The organism is Catenuloplanes atrovinosus (genome assembly GCF_031458235.1).
GTDB classification, from domain to species: Bacteria; Actinomycetota; Actinomycetes; order Mycobacteriales; family Micromonosporaceae; genus Catenuloplanes; species Catenuloplanes atrovinosus.
Genome location: NZ_JAVDYB010000001.1, coordinates 6,307,680 through 6,331,509 on the forward strand (window position 1 = coordinate 6,307,680; position 23,830 = coordinate 6,331,509).

Below are 23,830 nucleotides of genomic sequence, written 5' to 3' on the forward strand. Positions count from 1 at the left end.
CTGACCCTCTGCGATCCCTGTCACCCGAGACATACGGGAAACGAGATCCGAGGGTTCAGCTCACCAGCGAACCTTCCTGGCCGCAACGGCATTCCCGGCGGACCGGCAGTGCGCCACCACCCCGACGAGAGCAAGATCGTCCCAGGTCAGCGGGGCCTGCCACGGCCGCTCGGGGCACGCAGCCGCGCGGTCGCCTCATCGGCCGCGGCGAGCGCCTGCCCGGCCCGTTTGCGGTTACGCACAGCGACGCCGACGAAGATGCAATCGACGACCATCAGCTGCGCGAGGCGTCCGGCGAGCGCGCCCGAGCGGTACGTCGTCTCCCGCGCGGCCGTGGTCAGCACGAGGTCCGCCGCCTCCGCGATCGGCGAGCGCGGGAAGTTCGTCACCGCGACCGTGACCGCGCCGCGCAGCCGCGCCTGGGCCAGCACGTCCAGCACGCCGGCGCTGGTGCCGCTGTGCGAGATGCCGATCGCCACGTCGCCGGGCCCGAGCAGCGAGGTGGAGGCGAGCGCGGCCTGCGGATCGGGCCAGTACGCCACGCTGCGGCCGATGCGGTGCAGCTTCTGCTGCAGGTCCAGCGCCGCGCTGCCGCTCGGCCCGGCGCCGTAGACCTCGATCCGCCCGGCGCCGTCCACGGCCTCCACGACCCGGTCGCAGGCGGCCACGTCCAATTGGGCCGCGGTCTCCTCCAGCGCCCGGGCCTCGTTGAACGCGATGGTGGCCACGATCCGGGCCAGGTCCGCGTCCGGCGGGATCTCGCCGCCGGCCACGCGGTCGTCCTCGGGCCGCCCGCGGCTGGCCGCCTCGGCCGCCTCCGCGGCGAGCCGGATGCGCAGCTGCGGGTAGCCGGTGATGCCGATCGAGCGGCAGAACCGGATGACCGTGGCCTCGGAGGTCTCCGCGGCCGTGGCCAGGTCCGTGATGGTGTGGCCGGCCGCGTCCGCGGGATCCGCCACGACCAGGCGCGCGACGCGCTGCTCGGCGGGTGACAGCGAGGGCAGGAGCGCGTTGATGTGCACCAGCAGCCCGGGCGAATTCACCACGGTCCGAGTTTCTTTGCGCACTTCGTACCCGTCAACGAAACCCGCCCCACGGTGCCTGTTACGGGGAAAGCTTCGACGGAACGGGCCACCGCGGGTGAGCGGCCGGTCAGACCACGGTGACCGGGTGGCGGAGGTCACCCGTGACGGGCGTCACCGGTGGTGCCGGAGCCTCGGCCGGCGGGATCAGATGCGCCAGGATCTCGGCGGCCACCTCGTCCTCGGTGCCGTCGCCGTCGATCAGCACGAACGAGTCGTGCTCCGGCAGCGAGGCGTAGGAGGCGGAGGCGCGGGTGAGGTACTCGATGGTCTCGTGGTCGGTGCCACGCGCCTCGATCCGCCGGTACGCCGCACCCGGGCTCACCACCAGCAGGAACGTGACGTCCGGGGCGGGGAACAACCGGTACGCGAACCGGGCCAGCCGCTCCTCGCGACGGCCCCGGCCGAGCTGGGTGCGGATGCTGGCGTACTGGCAGTAGCTGTACCGGTCCATCACCGCGATGTGCCCGGAGCGGCGCGAGCGCACCAGCGCGCGGGCGATGGCGAGCCAGCGGAGCACCGACTCCACCACCGGCCAGCCGTGCCGCCCGAACAGGCCCTGCGCGTCGCCGGCGCCGAGCCGCTGGGCGATCCGGCCGAACCAGGCCCGGCCACCCGCGTTCTGCTGGTAGGTGGCGGGCAGCCCGGCCGCGGTGAGTGCGTCCGCGAGCCGGTGGGCCTGGGTGGTCTTGCCGGACCCGTCCACGCCGATCAGCGCGATGGTTCGGGGACGGCGTCCCCGGCGGTCACCGCGTGCGGACTCAATGATCGGCGTCATACCCGGACACGGTAGCGAGTCCAGGCATCTTTTCGCTGAGAGTCATTGCGCGCCATATACGTCTTTTCCGCTCAAAACGGGTTACGGGAGGTTGGGCGCCCCTCATCCATTCGGCTGGATTTCCGCTGGCCGTACGGACTAAAATTATTTGCCGTACGCGAAGCGATCCCCGCTGCCGCCCCGGCCGGGGCCCGGCGACCACAATCCCTCCACGGGGAGGCGATCGTGACACCCCCGGAACGCCGACGACACGCCGCCCAACTGCTCGCCACGCTGTCCGAGATGCCACCGAGGCATCCGGACCGCGCCCGCGTGCGCGCGGAGGTGATCGAGGCGTGGCTGCCGCTCGCGCATCACCTGGCCAACCGCTTCGCCGGCCGCGGCGAGCCCAGGGAGGACCTGGACCAGACCGCGATCGTCGGGCTGATCAAGGCGGTCAACCGGTACGACCCGGACCGCGGCGTGGAGTTCGTGGCGTACGCGATCCCGACCATCGCGGGCGAGATCAAGCGACACTTCCGCGACCGGTGCTGGGACGTGCGGGTGCCGCGCCGGCTCCAGGAGCTGCGCGCCGCCACCTCGGACGCCACCACCGCGCTGACCCAGGCCCTGGGCCGCTCCCCCACCGTGGCGGAGCTGGCCGCGCACCTGGGCCGCGGCGAGGAGGAGATCCTGGAAGGGCTGGAGGCGTCCCGGGCGTACAGCGCGGTCTCGCTCTCCACGCCGGCCGGCGAGGGCGAGACCCCGCTCGGCGACCTGCTCGGCACGGAGGACGAGGAGTTGGAGAGCGCGGAGCTGCGGGTCGCGCTCGGGCCCGCGCTGGCCGCGCTCGACCCGCGCGAGCAGCGCATCCTCACGCTTCGGTTCTACGGCAACCTGACCCAGTCGCAGATCGCGGAGCGGATCGGCATCTCGCAGATGCACGTGTCCCGGCTGCTGGCCCGGGCGCTGTCCACGTTGCGGGGGCAGCTGTCGGACGAACTCTGAGCCGGCGCGAGCGGTCCGATATGCCGGATTCCCGGGGTGTGAACCGGCATCTCGCCGGGTAGGTGGAGATGACACCGCCACACACCGACGGGAGATCGCCATGCCGTACCGGGTGGACGCCGGGCTCGTCAACACGCTCAAGCGCGTCGCCGCCATCTTCAAGCAGGCCGACGTGCCGTTCGCGCTGGGCGGAAGCTTCGCGGTGTACGCGCACGGCGGCTACTCCAGCGACCACGACGTGGACTTCATGATCCGCGAGCAGGATGTGGACCGCGCGCTCGAGGAGCTGACCGCCGCGGGCTTCACCAGCGAGCGGCCGCCGGAGGACTGGCTGGTCAAGGTCTACGACGACGGGCGGATGGTGGATCTGATCTTCCGGCCGGTGGAGACGCCGGTGACGGACGAGACGCTGGCCGACTCCGTCGTGCGGCCGGTCGACGCGATCCAGATGCCCTGTCTGTCCGCGACCCAGCTGATGGTGCACAAGCTGCTCAGCTTCTCCCAGCACTACTGCGATTTCGCGCGCGGCCTGCCGGTCGCCCGCTCGCTGCGGGAGCAGATCGACTGGGCGCGGGTACGCCGGGAAACGGCGGACTCGCCGTACGCGGAGGCGTTCCTGGTGCTCCTGGACCGGCTCGACGTGGTGCCCACGGAGGAGTCGGAGACGCCGGACCCGGAGTCAGAGGGCCAGCGCGGCACGCTCCGCCTCGCCGCCACTCAGTGAAGAGGGTGATAGCACGTGACACAGCATCATGCGGACATCGCGACCAACCGGCCGCTGGACGAGTACGTCGAGGCCGAGGTGCAGCGCATGCTCACCGAGGACGGGCGGGTGGCCGAACAGGGCCTCACCGTCTCCCGGCGCGAGCACACGCTGATCCTCTGCGGTGACGTGGAGAGCGTGCAGCGCCGCGACGAGATCGTGCGGCTGATCAGGGAGCAGTTCCCCGGCATCGACCTGTCGGTGGACATCGGGCTCACCCGGGCGGGGGCCCCGGCAGAGGCGGAGGAGCTGTCGTGATCCGGATCGCGGCCGTCGGCGACGTGCACATCGACAAGGACGTGGTCGGGCGGTACCGGCCCGCGCTGGAGGAACTGCCGGACCGGGCGGACGTGCTGCTGCTGGCCGGCGACCTGACCCGGCACGGCACCGAGGACGAGGCGCGCTGCGTCGCCACCGAGTTCGGCGGGCTCGGCGTACCGGTGATCGCGGTGCTGGGTAATCACGACCACCAGTCCGACCAGCCGGACGCGGTCACCCGGGTGCTCACCGACGCGGGCATCACCGTGCTGGAGGGCACCGGGACCGTGCTGGACTGCGGCGGCACCCGGCTGGGCGTGGCCGGCGCGAAGGGCTTCGGCGGCGGGTTCGCCGGCCGGTGCGCCAGCAACTTCGGCGAGCCCGAGATGAAGGCGTTCGTCGGCACCACCGAGCGGATCGCGGACCGGCTGGGCGAGGCGCTGCGCGCGCTGGACTGCGACGTGAAGGTCGCGCTCACCCACTACTCGCCGGTGCCGGACACGCTGGTCGGCGAGCCGCTGGAGATCTACCCGTTCCTGGGTTGCTACCAGCTCGGACGCGCGATCGACTCGGCCGGCACCGCGCTGGCGCTGCACGGGCACGCGCACCACGGCACCGAGCGCGGCACTACGCCGGGCGGCGTCCGGGTGCGCAACGTGGCCCACCCGGTGATCAAGCAGGCGTACAGCGTCTACCACCTGCTCGGCGACGACGCCGAGGAGAGCGAGCCGGGCGCGCTGGTCCACGCCGGACAGTAAGACGCCGATCGATGCGAAAGGCGGCCTACGGGCCGCCTTTTCGCTGCTCACGGCGATGTTTTGGATTTTCCGGCGTCGGGTACAGAACTGGTCATGGGTGCTTTCGATACTCTTCTGTGGATCCTGGCAGTGGTGCTCGTGGTCGCCGGCGTCGTCTCGCTCGTCCGGCGGCAGATTCTCTGGGGAATCGTCCTGATCGTGGTGGGCCTGCTGGTCGGGCCGTTCGGCGTCAGCATCTTCACCTAGGCCGCCCCGCGTGATGAATCCCCCCGCCCGTCACACACCGGGGTCGTCGCATAGACCGGAGTCCTCCCCGACCGTCCGGTCCACCGCGACGACCCCGGCTTCACGTCCGTGACCTGCGTCGATATGGGCTAGACCCCGTCCGGGTAGGACGGACGTGATGTGCGACGGCGGCGTGCGGCGGTGTGACTGAATCGTCGGCCGAGCGACCCGGATGTCCGAGCGGGTCCCATTCGTGCCGAGGTGCCCGTACGCGATGGCCGAAGTCCACCACTTCACACACGGGGCGTTCAACCCGATCGTCTCCTTCCTGCTGGCGTTCCTGGGCTCGCTGCTGGGCCTGGCCTGCACCGTGCGCGCCCGCGAGTCGCACACCCGAGGCCGGCGCGCGCGCTGGCTGATGATCGCCGCATTCGCGATCGGCGGCGCCGGCATCTGGCTCATGCACTTCATGGCCATGCTCGGCTTCGACGTGCCGGACAGCCCGATCCGCTACGACCTCGGCCTCACGCTGGCCAGCGCCGCCATGGCCGTCGGCACGGTCGGCTTCGGCCTGTTCGCCGTCGGCTTCGGCCCGCGTACCCCGCAGCGCATCCTGATCGGCGGCGTCCTGACCGGCGCCGGCGTGGTCGCGATGCACTACACCGGGATGCGCGGCATGCGCGTGGCCGGCGTCATCCACTACGACCCCGCGCTGGTCGCCGCGTCCTGCGTGATCGCGGTGGTCGCCGCCACCGTCGCGCTCTGGTTCACCGTGACGATCAAGGGCTGGGGCCCGATCATCGCGGCCGCCGCCATCATGGGCGTCGCGGTCACCGGCATGCACTACACCGGCATGGCCGCGATGCGCGTCGAACTCTGGAACGACGGTCGCGGGCACGTCGCGGGCCTCTCCCCGTACGTGCTGCTCATCCCGATCACACTGCTGGCCGCGGCCACGCTGATCGGCATGGCGTTCAGCGGTCTTCAGGCCATGATGCAGGAGGAGTTCGCCGCGGGCACGCCCATCGCGGCCCCGTCCCCCGGCCGGCACGGCGCCCACGCGGAGCAGACGTGGTCCATCCGCGAGACCGAGCCGGTCATCCCGCCCGCGGCCGCGGTCGACCGGCTCGCCACCTCATCCGCGGCAGCGGCCGCCACCGCCGGCGCCAGCCGCGCCCGCACCTGAACCCGACTCCACCGGCACCTGCCCCGTTACCTTTTTGATCAACCCCTTCGGGGTTGCTTGGTCGCTCGGCCCGGTATGGCTCTTGCCCCCTGTCGTACGCATGATCCGGGGGGTGTTGCCGCCGGTCCGGGTGGCGTCGACGGACCGCTGATAGGGACCCGGCCGCCCCGCACGCCAGGGGTTGGTCTCTTCGTAACGTGGGTGCCGGCAGTTCGACGCCCGACCCGTGACCAGGCTCTGTGACCTGCGGTGGAAGGTAGTCGGTGTTCAACGAGTACGACGTGTTCCTCGGGCTCGACGTCGGCAAGAGCGACCATCACGCGGTCGCTCTCGACCCCGGCGGGAAGCGGCTGCACGACGCGCCGCTGCCGAACACCGAGAAACGCCTGAAGACCCTGTTCGGCAAGCTGTCCAGGCACGGGCGAATCTTGGTCGTGGTCGACCAGCCTGCCTCGATCGGCGCTCTGCCGGTCGCGGTCGCCCGCGCGACCGGCTGCCAGGTCGCCTACCTGCCCGGCCTGGCGATGCGCCGCATCGCCGACCTGCACCCGGGCACCGCGAAGACCGACGCCCGGGACGCCTTCGTCATCGCCGACGCCGCCCGGACCCTCCCACACACCCTGCGCCGGGTCGACACCGGCGACGAGGCCCTAGCCGAACTCGAAGTCCTGATCGGCTACGACGACGACCTCGCCGGCGAAGCCACAAGGGTCAGCAACCGCATCCGCGGCCTACTCACCCAGATCCACCCGCCACTGGAACGCGTCCTGGGCCCGAAGATCGCCCACCCGGCGGTGCTGGAACTGCTGTCACGATGCGGCGGCCCGGCAGGCCTTCGCCGGACCGGCCGCGACGACCTCGCCGCGATCGCCGCGGCCAAGGCACCGCGGATGGGCGACCGGCTCGTCAAGGCCGTCCTGGCCGCATTGGACGAGCAGACCGTCACCGTCCCCGGCACGACCGCAGCCGAGACGGTCCTGCCCAGGCTCGCCGACAACCTCCGTCAGGTGTTGCAGCAGCGTGACCAGGTCGCCGACGAGGTCGAACGGATGCTCGATGCCCACCCTCTCGCCAAGGTCCTGACCTCGATGCCCGGCATCGGCGTCAGGACCGGCGCCCGGATACTGCTCGAAGTCGGCGACGCCACCGCGTTCAAAACCCCAGGCCACCTCGCCTCCTACGCCGGCCTCGCCCCGGTCACTCGGCGCTCCGGCAGCTCCATCCGTGGTGAACACCCGCCGAAGGCTGGAAACAAGCAGCTCAAACGCGCATTCTTCCTCGCCGCGTTCGCGTCCCTGTCCCACCCGCCCTCACGCGCCTACTACGACCGGAAACGGGCCGAGGGCAAGAAACACAACGCCGCGATCATCTGTCTCGCCCGCCGCCGCGCCGACGTCCTACACGCCATGCTCCGCACCAAAACCCCCTACCAGGCGAAAACTTCCGAGGAAGCCAGCCCTGAGGCTTGACGAAACCCATAGGGACACCCCCCCCCGCCCGCCGTGGCCTTGAATCCGTCCCGACCCGACTTTCCCGCTTCCGGCGTGGTCGCGGTCCGCATGCTCCCGCGGGCACCGGTCGGCCGTGGCCGGCCTCCCTGCCGGAGCCGCGGTGGTCCGGAAGAGCGGGCGTGACGCATGCCGGTGTGGTCGCCGTGCGTGAAGGTGGGCGCGGCGGCGAACTCGGGCACCGCGGGAGTCGCGGGGTCTCGGTGACCACACGGACACCGGCTCCGACCGGCGGACCGGAGCGGAGCGCCAGCGGAGTCGGAGGGGAGCCGGAGGTTTGCCCGCGGGAGCATGCGGGCCGGACCACGCCGGGAGCGGGAAAGTCCGGGTCCGGGACGCATGCCGTGGGCCGCGCCGGGTGGGAAGCGGAAGACGGGTTAGTTCATGGACCAGATGGCGGCGTTGAGGGCGGTGGCGTAGGTGACCCAGAGCAGATATGGGACGAGGAGCAGCGCGGCGAGGGTGGAGATGCGGCGGAAGAGGGCGGTCACGGCGGCGATGGAGAGCCAGAGCAGGATGATGTCGATCAGCGCGAGACCGTACTGGCCGGCGCCGAAGAAGAGTGGGGTCCAGACGGCGTTCAGGCCGAGCTGGACGGCGTAGACGGTGAGCGCGGTGGTCCAGCCGGCGCGGCGCCAGGCGAGCCAGCCGGAGAGCGCGATCATGGCGTAGAGCACGGTCCAGACCGGGCCGAAGAGCCAGTCCGGCGGGGCCCAGGCGGGCTGGGCCAGCGAGTTGTACTCGGCGGCGGTGCCCTGGACGCCGAGGCCGCCGATCGCGGCGGTGACGAACGCGGCGGCGGCGAAGCCGGCCAGGGCGAGCCACTGGCCGGGTCCGTGGTGCGTGCGGTGGTGTGCGCTCAGCGTGGACATGAGGACATGGATTCCCGCTGGAGGCGGCGTCAATCCAGGATGGCGGCGAAGCGTTCCTCGGCGAGGTCGAGCTGGTCCATGATGTGCGACTTGGCCTCCGGTTCCAGCGGGGTGTCGGCGCGTGCGATCAGGTCGCGGAACGTGGGGACCAGGGGGCGGTACTTGCGGGCGCTGGACGTCATCTTCGGCCCCGTGGTGTGGATGATGCCGACGCCGTTGTCGGTGAAGTCGCTGACCTTGATGACGCGGGCCCACGGGTCGCGCTCCAGGCTCTCGGCGACGTGCTCGCGGTACTGCTCGTAGCGGTCGCGGCCGGGGTCATACGCCGGGTTGGTGACGGATCGGACCAGGTCGGCGACGCGCTTGTTGAAGCGGCGGGCGACCTCGGCGAGCGCGGCCTCGGTGGCGACGTCGTGCGGCTGCGGCTCGGGCAGGCCGGCCAGTTCGCACGGGTGGTCCTCGACCGCGTCGTGCAGCAGCGCCGCGACCAGCACGTCGACGTCCTCGACGCGGTAGTAGCACATGATCCGCAGCGCGACGCGGAGCAGGTGGTTGAGGTAGGGCTCGCGCACCCGGCGGTCGTCGCGGTGCAGATCGGTGGCGAGCGTGAGCGCGGCGGTGAGCGCGTTGCGCCGTTCGTCGTCGAAGCGCCCGATCTCGTGGAGGAATCGCTGACGGAGGCCGCGCTCGCCGTACACCTCGGTGATGGCGTGCAGCGGCATGGTGCGGAGGATCTCGGGCTTCAGGTTCTCGCCGGGCATGGCGCCCACATATACCCGATATTGCCTGGTCAGGGTAGCCACCGTATCGGCGCGAACCCACACGAAATCCCACGTTTGCGACGAGAATGGCACTGTGTCGCAGAGCGGTCGTGCGCCCTTTCCAGGTTTCTGAATTGTTACCGATCAAGGTTCGCCGACCGCTGGACTAAAGATCCTGCAAGCGCTTACATGTGAGGACGCCCACAGGAACGGGATCCGGCGAGCGGGCTTCGAGTGCCTCATCCGCCGGCTAGGAAGGAGGACGCCATGGCGGTCATTTCCCGACCTCGCCAGGCCCTTGCGGTCGCCAGCGCACTCGGGCTGGTGCTGACCGCCGCCGCGTGCGGCGGTGGAGGAGACGACGACAGCAGCGCCGGCACCGGCGACTGCTCGGTGTACGACGCATACAAGCACGACGGTACCGAGGTGTCGATCTACGCCTCGATCCGGGACACCGAGGCGGATCTGCTGGAGGAGTCCTGGGCCGAGTTCAGCGAGTGCACCGGCATCACGATCAAATACGAGGGCAGCGGCGAGTTCGAGGCGCAGCTGCAGGTGCGGGTGGACGGCGGCAACGCGCCGGACATCGCGTTCATCCCGCAGCCGGGTCTGATCAAGCGCTTCGCCGACTCGGGCAAGCTGAAGGCCGTCGCCGCGGAGACGAAGACCCAGGCCGAGGCGAACTACTCGGCGGACTGGCTGAAGTACGCGACCGTCAACGGCCAGCTGTACGGCGCCCCGTTCGGCTCGAACGTGAAGTCCTTCGTGTGGTACTCGCCGAAGACGTTCACCGAGAAGGGCTACAAGGTCCCGACCACCTGGGACGAGATGATCGCGCTGAGCGACCAGATCGCGGGTGCCGGTGGCAAGCCGTGGTGCGCGGGCATCGAGTCCGGTGACGCGACCGGCTGGCCGGCCACCGACTGGATCGAGGACGTCATGCTGCGCACGCAGACGCCCGAGGTCTACGACCAGTGGGTCAACCACGAGATCCCGTTCAACGACCCGAAGGTCGCCGAGGCGGTCGACCGGGCCGGCACGATCCTGAAGAACGACAAGTACGTCAACGGTGGCTTCGGTGACTCGAAGTCCATCTCGACGACCGCGTTCCAGGAGGGTGGCCTGCCGATCCTCGAGGACAAGTGCACGCTGCACCGCCAGGCCTCGTTCTACGCGAACCAGTGGCCCGAGGGCACCAAGGTGGCCGAGGACGGCGACGTCTACGCGTTCTACTTCCCGGCGATCGACGCGTCCGGCGGCAAGCCGATCCTGGGCGCCGGTGAGTTCACCGTCGCGTTCGCGGACCGGCCCGAGGTCCAGGCCGTGCAGACGTACCTGGCCAGTGGCGAGCACGCGAACACCCGGGCCAAGCTCGGCAACTGGGTCTCGGCGAACAAGAAGCTGGACATCAACAACGTCCAGAACCCGATCGACAAGCTCTCCGTGGGCATCCTCCAGGACCCCACGACCGTGTTCCGCTTCGACGGCTCGGACCTGATGCCGGCTTCGGTCGGCGCGGGCACGTTCTGGAAGGGCATGGTCGACTGGATCAACGGCAAGGACACCGCGGGCACGCTCTCGTACATCGAGGGCTCCTGGCCCAAGTAGGGCACCCCATCCGGGCCGGGCGCGCTGAGCGTCCGGCCCGGATCTCTATTCCGGTACCGAAACACCCCGCACGGGTGAGCTCTGGGGAGCGGTGATGAACTTCGACCTCGCCGATCAAGCCGACAAGTTCGTGATGCTGCTGGGCGGCCTGGTCGCCTTCGTGGCGCTGGTCGGCGGCCTGCTGCTGGTCCTGGACGTGATCCCGACCAGGCTGGCCGAGCGCCGGGAGGCCCGGCTGGCGGCCGCGGCGGACGCCGGCACGCCGATCAGCGTCGCGTCCGTACGCGGACGCGAGGGCTGGCTGGCGTTCGGCTTCCTGGTGCCGGCGCTGCTGCTGCTGGCGATCGGCCTGATCTTCCCGGCGATCCGCACGACGATCCTCTCGTTCATGAACGGGGACGGCAGCGCGTTCGTCGGCTTCGACAACTACACGTGGATGTTCGGGCAGCCGGACATCCAGAGCGTGCTGCTGAACACGCTGATCTGGGTGCTCGTGGTGCCGACGCTGGCCACCACGATCGGCCTGATCTACGCGATCCTGGTGGACAAGGCGCGCGGCGAGGCGTTCGCCAAGGCGCTGATCTTCCTGCCGATGTCGATCTCGTTCGTCGGCGCCAGCATCATCTGGAAGTTCGTGTACGCGTACCGGTCAGGCGAGCAGGAGCAGATCGGCCTGCTCAACCAGATCGTGGTCTGGTTCGGCGGCGAGCCGCAGCAGTGGCTGCTGGAGCAGGGCTCCAAGCTCAACACGCTGCTGCTGATCGTCATCATGATCTGGATCCAGGCGGGCTTCGCGATGGTGATCCTGTCCGCCGCGATCAAGGCGATTCCGGGCGAGATCGTGGAGGCCGCGCGCATCGACGGCACGAACGCGTGGCAGATGTTCTGGCAGATCACGCTGCCGGCGATCCGGGCCGCGGTGATCGTCGTGGTCGTCACGATCACGATCGCCACGCTGAAGGTCTTCGACATCGTCCGCACGATGACGAACGGCAACTACGACACCAGCGTGATCGCGAACGAGATGTACAACCAGTCGTTCCGGTACGGCGAGACCGGCCACGGCTCGGCGCTGGCCGTCTTCCTCTTCGTACTCGTGATCCCGATCGTGATCTTCCAGATCCGGAACATCCGCAAGCAGCGGTCGGAGGCCTGACATGACGACTACCAACCCGCCCGCCGCCGCGGTGCCGCTCGCGAAGGCCGACCCCGACCGGCCGCGCACGTCGGCCGGTCGCGTCCGGCAGAAGCTCTCCACCCGGGTGGCGACCGGCATCGCGCTGGTCATCGCGCTGTTCTGGAGCGTGCCGACGTTCGGGCTGCTGATCAGCTCGTTCCGGCCGGAGAACGACATCAAGACCAGCGGCTGGTGGACGTTCTTCTCCGATCCGGCGCTGACCCTGGAGAACTACCAGGAGGTGCTGTTCGGCGGCGGCGCCAGCTCCGGCCAGTTGGCCGGCTACTTCATCAACTCGCTGGTCATCACGATCCCGTCGGTGCTGTTCCCGATGGCGGTCTGCGCGCTGGCCGCGTACGCGCTGGCCTGGATCGACTTCCGGGGCCGGGACTGGGTCTACATCCTGATCTTCGCGCTGCAGATCGTGCCGTTGCAGATGGCGCTGGTCCCGCTGCTGCGCTTCTTCTCGCAGGGCGTGGAGCTGTTCGGCGTGCAGGTGCTGCCGGCCTGGGGCCTGACCGGTGAGGGCCTCTTCATCCAGGTGTGGTTCGCGCACACCTGCTTCGCCATCCCGTTCGGCGTCTACCTGCTGCACAACTTCATCTCGGAGCTGCCGCGAGACGTCATGGAGGCGGCCCGGGTCGACGGCGCCAACCACCCGAAGATCTTCCGCACCATCGTGCTGCCGCTGATCACGCCGGTGCTCGCGTCGTTCGCCATCTTCCAGTTCCTCTGGGTCTGGAACGACCTGCTGGTCGCGCTGATCTTCGCCAGCGGCGGTGGCCGGGACACGAACCCGATGACGGTACGGCTGGCGGAGCTGGCCGGCACGCGCGGCAACGAGTGGCAGCGGCTCACCTCCGGCGCGTTCGTCTCGATGATCGTTCCCCTGATCGTCTTCCTGTCGTTGCAGCGGTACTTCGTCCGAGGTCTCCTCGCCGGAAGCGTCAAGGGCTAACTTTCTCGACAAACAACAGGAACGGGGCATGACGGCCGGTCGCGGGCAGAAGCGGCCGGCCGTCGTCCTCGGTGCGCCCTTTCGGAGAAGGTGGCGACGTGACCAGGATCGATGATGTGGCCCGGGCGGCCGGTGTCTCCACCGCCACCGTCTCCCGGGCGTTGCGCGGCCTGCCGATGGTGTCCGAGTCCACCCGCCGCCGGGTGCTGGACGCCGCGACCCGGCTGGGCTACTCCGCCTCACCCAGCGCCTCCCGGCTGGCCGGCGGCCGTACCGGCGGGGTGGCGGTGGTGGTCCCGAGGATCACCCGCTGGTTCTTCTCCACCGTGGTCGAGGCGGCGGAGGAGAGCCTGCACGAGGCCGGGTACGACGTGTTGCTGTTCAACCTCGGCGGCAGCGAGCAGGCCCGGCTCAAGCTGCTGCACACCGGCGCGCTGCGGCAGCGCGCGGATGCGGTCATGCTGATCTCCATGCCGCTGCTGGCCGAGGACTTCGCGGCCGTGAGCCAACTGGAGCTGCCCGGCGTGACGGTCAGCTCGGGCACGCCGGTGCCGGGCTGGCCGAGCATCCGGATAGACGACGTGGGCGCGGCGCGGAAGGCGATGGACCACCTGATCGGGCTGGGCCACACCCGGATCGCGCGGATCTGCGGCGAGTCCTCGGACGAGTTGGCGTTCACCACGCACGTGGACCGCCGGCGCGGCTACCTGGAGGCGCTGACCCGCGCCGGGATAACGCCGGACCCGGCGCTGGAGGTGGAGGGCAGCCTGGACCTGGCCGGCGGCGCGGCCGCGACCGAGCAGCTGCTGGCCCGCGACGCCGGGTTCACCGCGATCTTCGCGACCTGTGACGAGGCCGCGATGGGCGCGCTGACCACGCTGCGCCGGCACGGCCTGCGGGTGCCGGAGGACGTGAGCCTGGTCGGCATCGACGACCACGACCTGGCCCCCGCGATCGGGCTGACCACGGTGGCGCAGCCGGCCGCGGAGCAGGGACGCAGGGCGGTGCAGACGCTGCTGGCGCCGGCCGCCCCGCAGCGCGATGTGCTGCTGCCGACACACCTGACCGTTCGCGAGTCGACGGCGGCGCCCGCCCGCACACTTGACGGGTAACGGAACGGAACTCTCAACACCGGAACGGAGAAGGCCCTGAACACGCAGCCGAACAAGCAAACGGGCAGCGAGTGGTGGCGGCACGCCGTGATCTACCAGGTCTATCCCCGGTCCTGGGCGGACAGCGACGGCGACGGCCTCGGTGACCTGCCCGGCATCACCGGCCGGCTGGACCACCTGGTGGAGCTGGGCGTGGACGCGCTCTGGCTGTCCCCGTTCTATCCGTCGCCGCAGGCGGACGCGGGGTACGACGTGGCCGACTACCGCGACGTGGACCCGATCTTCGGGCAGCTGGAGGACGCGGACAAGCTCGTCGCCGAGGCGCACGCGCGCGGCCTGAAGCTCATCGTCGACCTGGTGCCGAACCACACGTCCAGCGAGCACGTGTGGTTCCGGGAGGCGCTGGCGTCGCCGCCGGGCAGCGAGGCGCGCGACCGGTACATCTTCCGGGACGGCAAGGGGCCGAACGGCGACCAGCCGCCGAACGACTGGAGCGCGGTCTTCGGCGGGTCGGCGTGGCAGCGGATCACCGAGGCGGACGGCACGCCGGGCCAGTGGTACCTGCACCTGTTCGACCCCGCGCAGCCGGACCTGAACTGGGACAACCCGGAGATCCGGGCGGACTTCGTGAAGACGCTGCGGTTCTGGCTGGACCGGGGCGTGGACGGGTTCCGGGTGGACGTGGCACACGGGCTGATCAAGCAGCGGGACCTGGCCAACTGGCACTACCCGATCCACGGCGCGACCGGCGACGGCGTCGAGGGGCGGCGCGCGCCGATGTGGGACCAGGACGAGGTGCACGAGGTCTACCGGCAGTGGCGCGCGGTGCTCGACGAGTACGAGGGCGAGCGAATCCTGGTGGCGGAGGCGTGGGTGCAGCCGGCCGAGCGGCTGGCCGCGTACGTGCGCCCGGACGAGATGCACCAGGCGTTCAACTTCGAGTACCTGGAGGCGCACTGGACCGCGCCGGACCAGCGCTCGGTGATCTCCCGCTCGCTGGCCGCCAACGGCGCGGTGGGCGCGCCGACCACCTGGGTGCTGTCCAACCACGACGTGCTGCGGCACGCGTCCCGGCTGGGCCTGCCGATCGGCACGCCGCGCCCGGACGGCATCGGCATCGGCGACCCGCAGCCGGACCCGGCGCTGGGCCTGCGCCGCGGCCGGGCGGCCACGCTGCTGATGCTGAGCCTGCCCGGCGGCGCCTACCTCTACCAGGGTGAGGAGCTGGGCCTGCCGGAGCACATGACGATGCCGGACGAGGCGCGCCAGGACCCGACGTGGGAGCGGTCCGGGCACTCCCGGCGCGGCCGGGACGGCTGCCGGGTGCCGATCCCGTGGGAGGCGGACGCGCCGTCGTACGGCTTCGGGCCGACGGACGCGAGCTGGCTGCCGCAGCCGGAGCTGTGGGCGGAGTACGCGCTGGACCGCCAGCGCGGCGTGCCCGGCAGCACCTACGAGCTGTACCGGGAGGCGCTGCGCCGCCGCCGCGAGCTCGGCCTGGGCAGCGGCGACCTGGCCTGGGACGAGGCGCTCACCGGCGAGACCGCGCTGTCGTTCGTCAACGGCGGCGTGCGGGTGGTGACCAACTTCGGGCCGGGCGACGTGGAGCTGCCGGCCGGCGCCGAGGTGATACTCACCAGCCACCCGCTGGAGACGCCGGGGCGCCTGCCGTCCGACGTGACCGTCTGGCTGCGCGCCTAGGACCGCGACCGCTCGGGGGTACGGACGCGGGGCCGTCAGTTGGAGGCTCTGGCCGTACCCTCGGCGGTCCGTGGGTCCTGGTTCGCGGCGGCCCGGGCCAGGAGCGTGTCGTGCACGTCCGCGATGTCCTTCGGCACGGTCCGCGAGGCCAGCCAGTACATGACGCCGGTCGGCACGAAGAAGAGCTGGAACAGCGCGAGCCCGGCCGCGTAGTTCAGCGGCGGCGGGAACGCGCCGGCCAGTGCCCGCGCGGCCACGCCGATCAGCACGTTGCCGCCGGCCCGGCCGAGGCTGTTGACCAGGTTGCCGATGGAGTAGACCGTGCCGCGGTGCTCCGGCAGATTGACGTCGCCGATCAGCGCGAACCAGTTCGGCGAGTTCGCGGACGTGAACGCCAGCGCGGTGAACGCGGTGAGCAGGCTCAGCGCCACGGTCGGCTCGGTGACCACGCTGGACAGCACGGCGGCGGCCACCGCGCCGCTGGAGCCGCCGTTCGGCACGTCGATCCGCATGGGTACGTAGAACAGGATCGCGTAGAACGGGAGCGCGCCGAGCACGCCCACGGCCGCGACCAGCGCCCGGCCGCGCGGGGTGCGCCGCTGGAGGCGGTCGCCGATCACGCCGCCGATGATCGACAGCGCGCCGCCGAGCTGGAACAGCGTGGTGAAGATGGTGCCGACCACGACCGCGGTGCTGTCGTCGTACCCCTGCGCCCTGGCCCGCTCGGTGAACAGCACCGGCAGCCAGACCAGCGAGCCGAACGCGACCTGCGCGGTGAGCCCCTGCGCGACCAGCCAGACGTTCGACCGGTTGCGCAGGATGCGGGGCAGGTCGCGGCGGGAGATGCGGTAGTCGTAGTCGGCGGTGTCGGCCAGCTCCGGCTCCGCCTCGCCGCGCCGGATGTCGTAGGTGAACAGGTACGCCACGGTGGCGACCAGCCCGGCCACGGTCAGCACCACGAACGGGCGCCGCCAGTCCGCGTTGCCGACCAGGCCGCCGAGCAGCGTGCCGGTCAGCGACCCGACGCCCTGCGCCAGCCCGAAGAACGCCATCACCAGGCCGCGCCGGCGCGGCGTGATCAGGTCGGTGACCACGGAAAAGCCGACGGAGGAGACCGCGCCGAGCCCGGCCGCCGCCACCAGTTGGGCGAGCGCGAACATGACGAAGTTGGCGGAGAGCGCGGTACCGGCCGTGCCGGCGGCCCAGACCAGCGTGCCGGACATCAGCAGCCGCTTGCGGTCGGTGCGGTCCCCGCTGTACGCCCAGGCGACCGACGCCACGGCGCTGGCCAGGTACGCCACCGAGATGACGCCGGCGATCTCGCCCCGGCCGACGCCGAGCCCGTCGCCGATCCGGCCGTAGAGCGGCGGCGCGATGCCGATCACCACGTTGTCCAGCGAGGCGAGCACGACGAAGACGACCACGCTGTACGAGCGGTGCACTCGCCCGCCGCCGCCCCTCATGACTCGGGAGGGTAACTCAGTTCCTGGTCGTTTCGGGCGTTCCGGGACGGCTCGGTCGCCACATCGGCCAGAACGGCGCGCCGTCCGGGAGCAGCAGCGGATCGGCCGCGCGGTACCCGTGCCGGGCGTAGAGATCGCGGGCGGCGGGATTGCCGGAGACGAGGTAGGCGGGAATGCCCTCCGCGTCCAGCCGCGCGTGGTGCGCCCGCAGCAGCGCGCTGCCCAGCCCCTCACCGCGCCGGTTCGGCTCCACGGCCATGAACAGCAGGTGGTGGTGCGGCTCGGCCGGGTGGTGGGCGGCGAGCAGCGTGGCCAGCCGGCCGAACCGGTCGCGGAACTCCGCGGTGATCGCGTCGACCCGGGCGTCCCACCGGCCGGGCAGCGTGGGCCAGGCGTCGCCGGCGCCGTGCGCCAGCCAGACCGCGACCGCGTTCCGCTCCGGCGTGCACAGCACCTCGCCGTGGACCAGCGCGGCGTCCACGGCGGTGCGGATCGCCCTGCTCAGGATCGCGTGCCGGCGGTCGCGCGGCGGGATCAGCCAGACCGCGGGCGCGTGCCCCTCCAGCGCGCGGGTGATCAGATCGGTCGTCCAGGCCGCGTCGGACGCCTCGGCCCTCGTGATCGTCGGATGCACGCCCGCTCGCCTCCCCGTTGTCGGCAGCTAGCAGATTCGCACCTGTGAACGCGTCCTGCAACTCCCACTATGGAGGAACTTCCAAGCATGGATCTTCTCCGAAATGTGCGGGAGGCGGTTACCCGCCCATGACCTGCATCGGCGAGACTCTGCGCTATGGGAACCCATCCGACGGTGCGGCGGCGCCGGCTCGCATCCGAGCTGCGGCGGCTGCGGGAGGCGGCGGACCTGACCATCGAGCAGGCCGCCGCCGAGGCGAAGGTCAGCAAGTCCACGCTGTCCCGGATCGAGACGGCACAGATCCGGGTCCAGCCGCGCACGGTCGGCACGCTGCTGCGCGTCTACGGCGTGGGCGGCGAGGTGCGCGCCGCGCTGGTGCAACTGGCGCGGGACGCGCGCGAGCACGGGTGGTGGGTGGACTACTCCGGCTCGATGCCACAGTGGTTCGCCGGGTACGTGGCGTTCGAGGACGAGGCCTCCGGCTTCCAGATCGTGGACATCCAGCTGGTGACCGGCCTGTTGCAGACGCCGGACTACGCGCGGGCCGTGATCGCCGCGGAGTTCCCGGAGGACTCGCCGGAGCGCATCGACGAGCGGGTGGAGCTGCGGCTGGCGCGGCAGGCGATCCTGCGCCGGGAGACGCCGCCGAAGCTGTGGCTGATCCTGGACGAGTCCGTCACGGAGCGCGTCATCGGTGGGCCGGAGGTGATGGCGGCGCAACTTCGGCATCTCGCGGACACCAGCCAGTTACCTAACGTGACGATTCAGGTCCTACCCTTCAACCAGGGGCCATATGCCGGGATGGGGGTTGGTTTCACCATTATGGAATTCGCCAACCCCGGCGATCCCACCGTCGTCTACCTGGAGAATCTCTCCGGAGCGTTGCTTTTGGACAGTCCGGAGCACGTCGCCACGCATGCCACCGCATATGACCATATGCGGGCGATTGCGCTCTCCCCCGTGGACAGCGTTAAACTACTAAGCGTGAAGGCGGACGCGTTCGCTCCCAGGTGAAGACTGCCTGGGGACGGGCGACCTCTGTTGATCTCTGTCCGGCTTCACAGCACAACGTCGGCGAGATCAACAGAGTAGGAGGGCGCACTATGGCTGCGCCGAATCCGTCCGAGGCCACGTGGCGCAAGAGCAGCCGCAGCAACGGCCAGGGACAGTGCGTGGAGTTCGCCCGGCTCGGCGACCAGGTCGTCGGGGTGCGTGACTCGAAGGACGCGCAGGGGCCGATGCTGACGTTCGCCCCGGCGAGCTGGCGGACCTTCCTCACCAGCGACCTGATCCAGCGATAACGACTTACGAGAGGGCCCGCCGTCCGTGTTCCGGTGGACGGCGGGCCCCTTCGTGCGTGCTCAGTGGCGGTCGACGGTCAGCTCGCGGGCCGCGGCGTACTGCTCCCGGATGGCGGGGACGGGCGTGCCGCCGTACTCCTGAGTGTCCTTGACCGTCCACTGCGGAGCGGTGCCGGTGGCCACCCAGGCGGCCTGGCGCGCGGCGCCGTCCGCCACGTACTCCCCCGGCGGCGGGACCACGACCGGCAGCCCGAAGACCTCCGGCGCGATCCGGCGGACCGCCTCGGACCGGGCACCGCCGCCGACCAGGATCACCCGGTTGACCGTGGCACCCTGCGCGCGCAACGCGTCCAGCCCGTCCGCGAGCGCGCAGAGCATGCCCTCCACCGCGGCGCGGGCCAGGTGCGCGGGCGTGCCGGTGCGCAGCGTCAGGCCGTGCACCGCGCCGGACGCGTGCGGCTTGTTCGGCGTCCGCTCACCCTCCAGGTAGGGCACCAGCACCAGGCCGTCCGCGCCGGCCGGCGCGTCCAGCGCCAGCTCCGACAGGCGGTCCACGTCCACGCCGAGCATGGCCGCGGCCGTGGTCAGCACGCGCGCCGCGTTGAGCGTGCAGACCAGCGGCAGGAACCGGCCGGTCACGTCCGCGAAGCCGGCGACGATGCCGCTCGGGTCGTTCGCCGGCGTGTCCGCCACCGAGAAGACGGTGCCGGACGTACCGATGGAGACCAGCACGTCACCGGGGCGCGCGCCGGCGCCGAACGCGGCCGCGGCGTTGTCCCCGGCGCCGGGACCGAGCAGCGCGCCCGCGGCGGTCGTGCCCGCGCTCTCGGCCGGGCCCAGCACGACCGGGACGATCGGCTGGTGGCGGTCGTGGAAGGCGAGCCGCAACAGGTCCGTGCGGTACTCCCCGGTCGCGGCGGCCCAGTAGCCGGTGCCGCTGGCGTCGCTGCGGTCGGTGCGCAGGCCGTCCAGGCCCGGGCTGCCGGCCAGCCGCCAGGTCAGCCAGTCGTGCGGCAGGCAGACCGCGGCGGTCCGGGCCGCGTTCCCCGGCTCGGCGTCGGCCAGCCAGCGCAGCTTGGTGACCGTGAACGAGGCGACCGGCACCAGGCCGACCGCGTCCGCCCAGGCCTGCGGGCCACCCAGCTCCCGGGTCAGGTCCTCGGCCGCGCCCGCGGACCGGGTGTCGTTCCACAGCAGGGCGGGGCGGACCACCTCGCCCTGCTCGTCCAGCGCGACCATGCCGTGCTGCTGCCCGCCCACGGAGATCGCGGCGACGTCGTCCAGGCCGCCGGCCTGCTCCGCCGCCTCGGTGAGCGCGCTCCACCACGCGTCCGGGTGCACCTCGGTGCCGTCCGGGTGGGCCGCGCGGCCCTCCCGGACGAGCGCGCCGGTCTCCGCGTCCCGGATCACGACCTTGCATGACTGGGTCGAGGAGTCGACCCCGGCGACGAGAGGCATGTGTTATCGGGCTCCCAGCACGTGCTCGACCGCGAGCTGGTTGAGGCGGACGAAGCCGAAGCCGCGCTGGGCGGCCGCGTCCACGTCGTACTCGTCGAAGCTGCCCTTGTCCGCGAGCAGGTCGGCGAGCGTCTCGCCGTCGTTCAGCGTGGACCGGTTCAGCTCCGCGACGCCGCTGGCCGCGATCGCCTCCTGCACCTCCGGGTCCGCCCGGAACGCGGCGGCGCGCTCCTTGAGCAGCAGGTACGTCCGCATGTTCGCCGCGGCGGAGGCCCAGACGCCGTCGTAGTCCTCGGTGCGGCTCGGCTTGTAGTCGAAGTGACGCGGGCCGGAGTAGGCCTCGCCACCGCCGGGCGCGCCGTTCTCCAGCAGGTCGACCAGCGCGAACGCGTTGAGCAGGTCGCCGTGGCCGAAGACCAGGTCCTGGTCGTACTTGACGCCGCGCTGGCCGTTGAGGTCGATGTGGAACAGCTTGCCGTGCCACAGCGCCTGCGCGATGCCGTGCGCGAAGTTGAGGCCGGCCATCTGCTCGTGGCCCACCTCGGGGTTGAGGCCGACCAGCTCCGGCTTGTCCAGCTCGTTGATGAACGCGATCGCGTGGCCGACCGTGGGGAGCAGGATGTCGCCGCGGGGCTCGTTCGGCTTCGGCTCGAGCGCGAAGCGGATGTCGTAGCCCTTCTCGGTCACGTACTGCGTGAGGAGGTTCAGGCCCTCCTTGTAGCGGTCGAGCGCGGCGCGCACGTCCTTGGCCACGTCGTACTCCGCGCCCTCACGGCCGCCCCACAGCACGTACGTGTTCGCGCCGAGCTCGGCGGCCAGGTCGACGTTGCGGAGCACCTTGCGCAGCGCGTAACGCCGGACGGAGCGGTCGTTGCTGGTGAAGCCGCCGTCCTTGAACACCGGGTGGGCGAACAGGTTGGTGGTGGCCATCGGGACCTTGAGGCCGGTCTCGTCCAGCGCCTTCTTGAACCGGCTGATCTGCTCGTCCCGCGCGGCGGTCTCGGCACCGAACGGGATCAGGTCGTCGTCGTGGAACGTGATGCCGTACGCCCCCAGCTCGGCGAGCTTGTGGACGGCCTCGACGGGGTCGAGCGGGGCCCGGGTGGCGTCGCCGAACGGGTCACGGGCCGTCCAGCCGATCGTCCAGAGGCCGAACGTGAACCTGTCCGCGGGAGTGGGCTGAGCGGCCATGCGATACCTCCACGTAACATCCGCGATTTGTTTATTGGTTGAATTATTTGAGGGGCGTGTGGCATTGTCAACCCCGTGATTTCCGGGATCTCCGCCGCCGCCGGCGCGCCGGTGCGGCAGGCGAGCCTCCGCCAGCACAATCTGCGTCTCGTGCTGGGACAGGTCGCCTCCGGCGCGCCGCTGTCGCGCGCCGATATCGCCGCCGCCACCGGGCTGACCCGCGCCACGGTCTCCACTCTCGTCGACGATCTGGTCTCCGGCAGGCTGTTGCGCGAGGTCTCGCCCACCCCCCGCGGCGGCGCCGGCCGGCCCGGCGTCGGCCTGGTGCTGAACGACGCGGACGGCCCCGCCGGACTCGGCCTGGAGATCAACGTCGACTACCTGGCCGCGTGCGTGCTGGACCTGGCCGGCGCGGTGCGGCACCGGGAGATCCGGCCCGGCGACCGGCGCGGCGTCGAGCCGTCCGCGGTGCTCGCGGAGGCGGCCGCGCTCGCGTCGCGCGCCGCGCTCGCCGCGGAAGATCAGGGACTGACCATCGCGGGTACGGCCATGGCCGTGCCCGGCCTGGTCTCGCCGGACGGCACGATCCGCCTCGCGCCGAACCTGGGCTGGCGGGACGTCGACACGTCCGGCTTCACCCCGGGCCCGCTCACCGGTCCGCTCACCGTGGAGAACGAGGCGAACCTGGCCGCGCTCGGCGAGCTGTTCCACGGCGAGCCCGGGCTGTCCAGCTTCCTCTACGTCTCCGGCGAGATCGGCATCGGTGCGGGGATCGTGCTCACGGGCAGCCTGTTCCGCGGCGCGCGCGGCTGGAGCGGCGAGCTCGGCCACGTCGCGGTCGACCCGGACGGGCCCGCCTGCCGGTGCGGCGCGCACGGCTGCCTGGAGCAGTACGCCGGGCAGGAGGCCCTGCTACCGCCCGGCGTCTCCCTCGCCGACCTGGTCGCCGCGGCCGACCGCGGCGAGCGGCCGGCGCTGGACCGGCTCACCTCCGCCGCCTCCGCGCTCGGCGTCACCATCGCCGGCGTGATCAACCTGCTGGACGTGGACACCGTGGTGCTCGGCGGCGTCTACGCACCGCTGGCCCGCTGGCTGTCCCCCGGCATCGAGCAGCAGATCGCCTCCCGCGTGCTCACCGCCGGCTGGTCTCCGGTCCGCGTCCGGCCCGCGCGGCTGGGCAGCGACGCCGCCGTCGTGGGCGCCGCCGGCGCGATCATCCGCGCGGTGCACGACGAGCCCGCGGCCTGGCTGCTTCCGGCTTCGGCCGGTACGCCATAGAGACACGACACACATCGCGGGGGTACTCTCGGCGGACGATGGCCGTACAGCATGGGCCAAACCGGCCGGATTCCACCGTCGCGACCGCCGTCTCCCCGACCGGCGCCGTCTCCGCCGACGCCGCCGCGATCGACGAGGCGGCCGAGGCGCTGCTGGGCGTGTGGGACACCGCGCGGGAGAAGGCCACCAACCGCCTCTCGGGCTCGCAGCTGCGAGCCTTGCTGGTCGTGGAGCAGGACGAGGGCATCAACCTGGGCCGCCTCGCCGGAAACCTCGGCATGATCCTCTCCTCCGCCAGCCGCCTCTGCGACCGCCTGGTCGCCGCCGGCATGCTGGAACGCGAGCCGGGCCGGGCGGACCGCCGGGAGATCGCGCTCACGCTCACCCCGGCGGGGCGCGCACTGCTCGACGAGGTCCGGGCGGAACGCCGCGACCAGCTGTCGGTCGTCCTGTCACGGATGTCGCCGGCGGCACGGGCGGCGCTGCTGGCCGGGCTGCAGGCCTTCACCACCGCGACCCGGCCGGCCGAGGAGTCGACGCCGGCCCGCACGGCGTGATCTTCTCCTCCCGCGTCCGGCGTGGTGGCGGCCCGCATGCTCCCGCGGGCACCGGTCGTCGCTAGCTAGCGCTCCTTCCTGCCGGTGCCGTGGGTGGCCTGCCGGTCACGCGTGCCGGGTCGGCGCGATGCACACGCGACGACGCGGACCGGCGGGCTGGCCCGGCTACGGAACGGTGGGGCTGAGACCCGCCCGAACCGGCGTGGCCGCGGGA

General features: G+C 71.5%; 24 protein-coding genes. 16 read left to right on the plus strand and 8 right to left on the minus strand.

Features of this window, described 5'->3' with window-relative positions; all coding sequences use genetic code 11:
• Positions 1-146: 146 nt before the first annotated feature.
• Positions 147-1,046: a MurR/RpiR family transcriptional regulator gene (locus J2S41_RS27885; protein ID WP_310371966.1), complete on the minus strand. Its 900-nt coding sequence runs from the start codon at positions 1,044-1,046 to the stop codon at positions 147-149.
• A gap of 106 nt (positions 1,047-1,152) precedes the next feature.
• The gene (locus J2S41_RS27890; protein ID WP_310371968.1) at positions 1,153-1,860 is read right to left on the minus strand and encodes a dTMP kinase; all 708 of its coding nucleotides are present in this window, start codon (positions 1,858-1,860) and stop codon (positions 1,153-1,155) included.
• 282 nt (positions 1,861-2,142) lie between these two features.
• Here J2S41_RS27890 and J2S41_RS27895 point away from each other — a divergent pair, with 282 nt between their 5' ends.
• The 7 genes from J2S41_RS27895 to J2S41_RS27925 all read left to right on the plus strand — a co-directional run bounded on the left by J2S41_RS27895 (position 2,143) and on the right by J2S41_RS27925 (position 7,506).
• On the plus strand, positions 2,143-2,847 hold the full coding sequence (locus J2S41_RS27895; RefSeq protein WP_310376569.1) for a SigB/SigF/SigG family RNA polymerase sigma factor: 705 nt from the start codon (positions 2,143-2,145) through the stop codon (positions 2,845-2,847).
• 100 nt (positions 2,848-2,947) lie between these two features.
• Positions 2,948-3,571, plus strand: a complete 624-nt coding sequence (locus J2S41_RS27900) for a nucleotidyltransferase family protein (RefSeq protein ID WP_310371969.1) — start codon at positions 2,948-2,950, stop codon at positions 3,569-3,571.
• 15 nt (positions 3,572-3,586) lie between these two features.
• Positions 3,587-3,868 (plus strand): hypothetical protein, encoded by a 282-nt coding sequence (locus tag J2S41_RS27905; RefSeq protein WP_374728175.1) that lies wholly within the window; start codon positions 3,587-3,589, stop codon positions 3,866-3,868.
• Positions 3,865-4,626 carry a metallophosphoesterase family protein gene (locus J2S41_RS27910; protein ID WP_310371970.1) on the plus strand — a complete coding sequence of 254 codons (762 nt, stop codon included), beginning with the start codon at positions 3,865-3,867 and terminating at the stop codon, positions 4,624-4,626. The genes J2S41_RS27905 and J2S41_RS27910 overlap by 4 nt, the downstream gene beginning before the upstream one ends.
• 93 nt (positions 4,627-4,719) lie before the next feature.
• Complete coding sequence (locus tag J2S41_RS27915) at positions 4,720-4,872, plus strand: GPGG-motif small membrane protein (protein WP_310371971.1); 153 nt, start codon at positions 4,720-4,722, stop codon at positions 4,870-4,872.
• A 253-nt stretch (positions 4,873-5,125) separates the two neighbouring features.
• Positions 5,126-6,037, plus strand: coding sequence for an MHYT domain-containing protein (locus J2S41_RS27920; protein WP_310371973.1), 912 nt, complete (start codon positions 5,126-5,128; stop codon positions 6,035-6,037).
• Between the two features lie 263 nt (positions 6,038-6,300).
• A complete protein-coding gene (locus tag J2S41_RS27925; RefSeq protein ID WP_310367110.1) occupies positions 6,301-7,506 on the plus strand; it encodes an IS110 family RNA-guided transposase in 1,206 nt (401 codons plus the stop codon).
• Between the two features lie 416 nt (positions 7,507-7,922).
• Here the strand turns inward: J2S41_RS27925 and J2S41_RS27930 are convergent, their stop codons facing one another.
• On the minus strand, positions 7,923-8,417 hold the full coding sequence (locus J2S41_RS27930; RefSeq protein WP_310371974.1) for a TspO/MBR family protein: 495 nt from the start codon (positions 8,415-8,417) through the stop codon (positions 7,923-7,925).
• Between the two features lie 29 nt (positions 8,418-8,446).
• Positions 8,447-9,178 carry an HD domain-containing protein gene (locus J2S41_RS27935; RefSeq protein WP_310371975.1) on the minus strand — a complete coding sequence of 244 codons (732 nt, stop codon included), beginning with the start codon at positions 9,176-9,178 and terminating at the stop codon, positions 8,447-8,449.
• Positions 9,179-9,445: 267 nt separating this feature from the next.
• Between J2S41_RS27935 and J2S41_RS27940 the strand changes: the two genes are divergently transcribed.
• From J2S41_RS27940 to J2S41_RS27960, 5 genes are all read left to right on the plus strand, one after another.
• Positions 9,446-10,786: an ABC transporter substrate-binding protein gene (locus tag J2S41_RS27940; RefSeq protein WP_310371976.1), complete on the plus strand. Its 1,341-nt coding sequence runs from the start codon at positions 9,446-9,448 to the stop codon at positions 10,784-10,786.
• A 94-nt stretch (positions 10,787-10,880) separates the two neighbouring features.
• Positions 10,881-11,942 carry a carbohydrate ABC transporter permease gene (locus J2S41_RS27945; RefSeq protein WP_310371978.1) on the plus strand — a complete coding sequence of 354 codons (1,062 nt, stop codon included), beginning with the start codon at positions 10,881-10,883 and terminating at the stop codon, positions 11,940-11,942.
• A 1-nt stretch (position 11,943) separates the two neighbouring features.
• Positions 11,944-12,921, plus strand: a complete 978-nt coding sequence (locus J2S41_RS27950) for a carbohydrate ABC transporter permease (protein WP_310371980.1) — start codon at positions 11,944-11,946, stop codon at positions 12,919-12,921.
• A 98-nt stretch (positions 12,922-13,019) separates the two neighbouring features.
• Complete coding sequence (locus J2S41_RS27955; protein WP_310371982.1) at positions 13,020-14,033, plus strand: LacI family DNA-binding transcriptional regulator; 1,014 nt, start codon at positions 13,020-13,022, stop codon at positions 14,031-14,033.
• A gap of 36 nt (positions 14,034-14,069) precedes the next feature.
• Positions 14,070-15,734 (plus strand): glycoside hydrolase family 13 protein, encoded by a 1,665-nt coding sequence (locus J2S41_RS27960; protein WP_310376571.1) that lies wholly within the window; start codon positions 14,070-14,072, stop codon positions 15,732-15,734.
• Between the two features lie 35 nt (positions 15,735-15,769).
• Here the strand turns inward: J2S41_RS27960 and J2S41_RS27965 are convergent, their stop codons facing one another.
• Positions 15,770-17,197: an MFS transporter gene (locus tag J2S41_RS27965; RefSeq protein WP_310371984.1), complete on the minus strand. Its 1,428-nt coding sequence runs from the start codon at positions 17,195-17,197 to the stop codon at positions 15,770-15,772.
• A 16-nt stretch (positions 17,198-17,213) separates the two neighbouring features.
• On the minus strand, positions 17,214-17,831 hold the full coding sequence (locus J2S41_RS27970; protein ID WP_310371986.1) for a GNAT family N-acetyltransferase: 618 nt from the start codon (positions 17,829-17,831) through the stop codon (positions 17,214-17,216).
• A 156-nt stretch (positions 17,832-17,987) separates the two neighbouring features.
• On the opposite strand from J2S41_RS27970, the gene J2S41_RS27975 reads away from it, so the two are divergent.
• The gene (locus tag J2S41_RS27975; protein ID WP_310371987.1) at positions 17,988-18,845 is read left to right on the plus strand and encodes a helix-turn-helix domain-containing protein; all 858 of its coding nucleotides are present in this window, start codon (positions 17,988-17,990) and stop codon (positions 18,843-18,845) included.
• An 89-nt stretch (positions 18,846-18,934) separates the two neighbouring features.
• Positions 18,935-19,132: a DUF397 domain-containing protein gene (locus J2S41_RS27980; protein ID WP_310371988.1), complete on the plus strand. Its 198-nt coding sequence runs from the start codon at positions 18,935-18,937 to the stop codon at positions 19,130-19,132.
• Between the two features lie 60 nt (positions 19,133-19,192).
• Here J2S41_RS27980 and xylB read toward each other — a convergent pair whose 3' ends face one another.
• Positions 19,193-20,590, minus strand: a complete 1,398-nt coding sequence (gene xylB, locus J2S41_RS27985) for a xylulokinase (protein WP_310371990.1) — start codon at positions 20,588-20,590, stop codon at positions 19,193-19,195.
• A 3-nt stretch (positions 20,591-20,593) separates the two neighbouring features.
• The gene (gene xylA / locus J2S41_RS27990) at positions 20,594-21,781 is read right to left on the minus strand and encodes a xylose isomerase (protein WP_310371992.1); all 1,188 of its coding nucleotides are present in this window, start codon (positions 21,779-21,781) and stop codon (positions 20,594-20,596) included.
• A 75-nt stretch (positions 21,782-21,856) separates the two neighbouring features.
• Between xylA and J2S41_RS27995 the strand changes: the two genes are divergently transcribed.
• Both J2S41_RS27995 and J2S41_RS28000 read left to right on the plus strand, forming a co-directional pair.
• The gene (locus tag J2S41_RS27995) at positions 21,857-23,059 is read left to right on the plus strand and encodes an ROK family transcriptional regulator (RefSeq protein WP_374728176.1); all 1,203 of its coding nucleotides are present in this window, start codon (positions 21,857-21,859) and stop codon (positions 23,057-23,059) included.
• 38 nt (positions 23,060-23,097) lie between these two features.
• The gene (locus J2S41_RS28000) at positions 23,098-23,616 is read left to right on the plus strand and encodes a MarR family winged helix-turn-helix transcriptional regulator (protein WP_310371994.1); all 519 of its coding nucleotides are present in this window, start codon (positions 23,098-23,100) and stop codon (positions 23,614-23,616) included.
• Positions 23,617-23,830 lie beyond the last annotated feature (214 nt).

What these genes read in the sequence shown, in the direction of transcription:
- J2S41_RS27920 (WP_310371973.1), top strand. Translation starts at nt 5,126, where the DNA reads ATGGCCGAAGTCCACCACTTCACACACGGGGCGTTCAACCCGATCGTC.
- J2S41_RS28000 (WP_310371994.1), top strand. Translation starts at nt 23,098, where the DNA reads ATGGCCGTACAGCATGGGCCAAACCGGCCGGATTCCACCGTCGCGACC.
- J2S41_RS27945 (WP_310371978.1), top strand. Translation starts at nt 10,881, where the DNA reads ATGAACTTCGACCTCGCCGATCAAGCCGACAAGTTCGTGATGCTGCTG.
- J2S41_RS27915 (WP_310371971.1), top strand. Translation starts at nt 4,720, where the DNA reads ATGGGTGCTTTCGATACTCTTCTGTGGATCCTGGCAGTGGTGCTCGTG.
- J2S41_RS27900 (WP_310371969.1), top strand. Translation starts at nt 2,948, where the DNA reads ATGCCGTACCGGGTGGACGCCGGGCTCGTCAACACGCTCAAGCGCGTC.
- J2S41_RS27975 (WP_310371987.1), top strand. Translation starts at nt 17,988, where the DNA reads ATGGGAACCCATCCGACGGTGCGGCGGCGCCGGCTCGCATCCGAGCTG.
- xylA (WP_310371992.1), bottom strand. Translation starts at nt 21,781, where the DNA reads ATGGCCGCTCAGCCCACTCCCGCGGACAGGTTCACGTTCGGCCTCTGG.
- J2S41_RS27980 (WP_310371988.1), top strand. Translation starts at nt 18,935, where the DNA reads ATGGCTGCGCCGAATCCGTCCGAGGCCACGTGGCGCAAGAGCAGCCGC.
- J2S41_RS27935 (WP_310371975.1), bottom strand. Translation starts at nt 9,178, where the DNA reads ATGCCCGGCGAGAACCTGAAGCCCGAGATCCTCCGCACCATGCCGCTG.
- xylB (WP_310371990.1), bottom strand. Translation starts at nt 20,590, where the DNA reads ATGCCTCTCGTCGCCGGGGTCGACTCCTCGACCCAGTCATGCAAGGTC.
- J2S41_RS27890 (WP_310371968.1), bottom strand. Translation starts at nt 1,860, where the DNA reads ATGACGCCGATCATTGAGTCCGCACGCGGTGACCGCCGGGGACGCCGT.
- J2S41_RS27895 (WP_310376569.1), top strand. Translation starts at nt 2,143, where the DNA reads ATGCCACCGAGGCATCCGGACCGCGCCCGCGTGCGCGCGGAGGTGATC.
- J2S41_RS27940 (WP_310371976.1), top strand. Translation starts at nt 9,446, where the DNA reads ATGGCGGTCATTTCCCGACCTCGCCAGGCCCTTGCGGTCGCCAGCGCA.
- J2S41_RS27965 (WP_310371984.1), bottom strand. Translation starts at nt 17,197, where the DNA reads ATGAGGGGCGGCGGCGGGCGAGTGCACCGCTCGTACAGCGTGGTCGTC.
- J2S41_RS27950 (WP_310371980.1), top strand. Translation starts at nt 11,944, where the DNA reads ATGACGACTACCAACCCGCCCGCCGCCGCGGTGCCGCTCGCGAAGGCC.
- J2S41_RS27930 (WP_310371974.1), bottom strand. Translation starts at nt 8,417, where the DNA reads ATGTCCACGCTGAGCGCACACCACCGCACGCACCACGGACCCGGCCAG.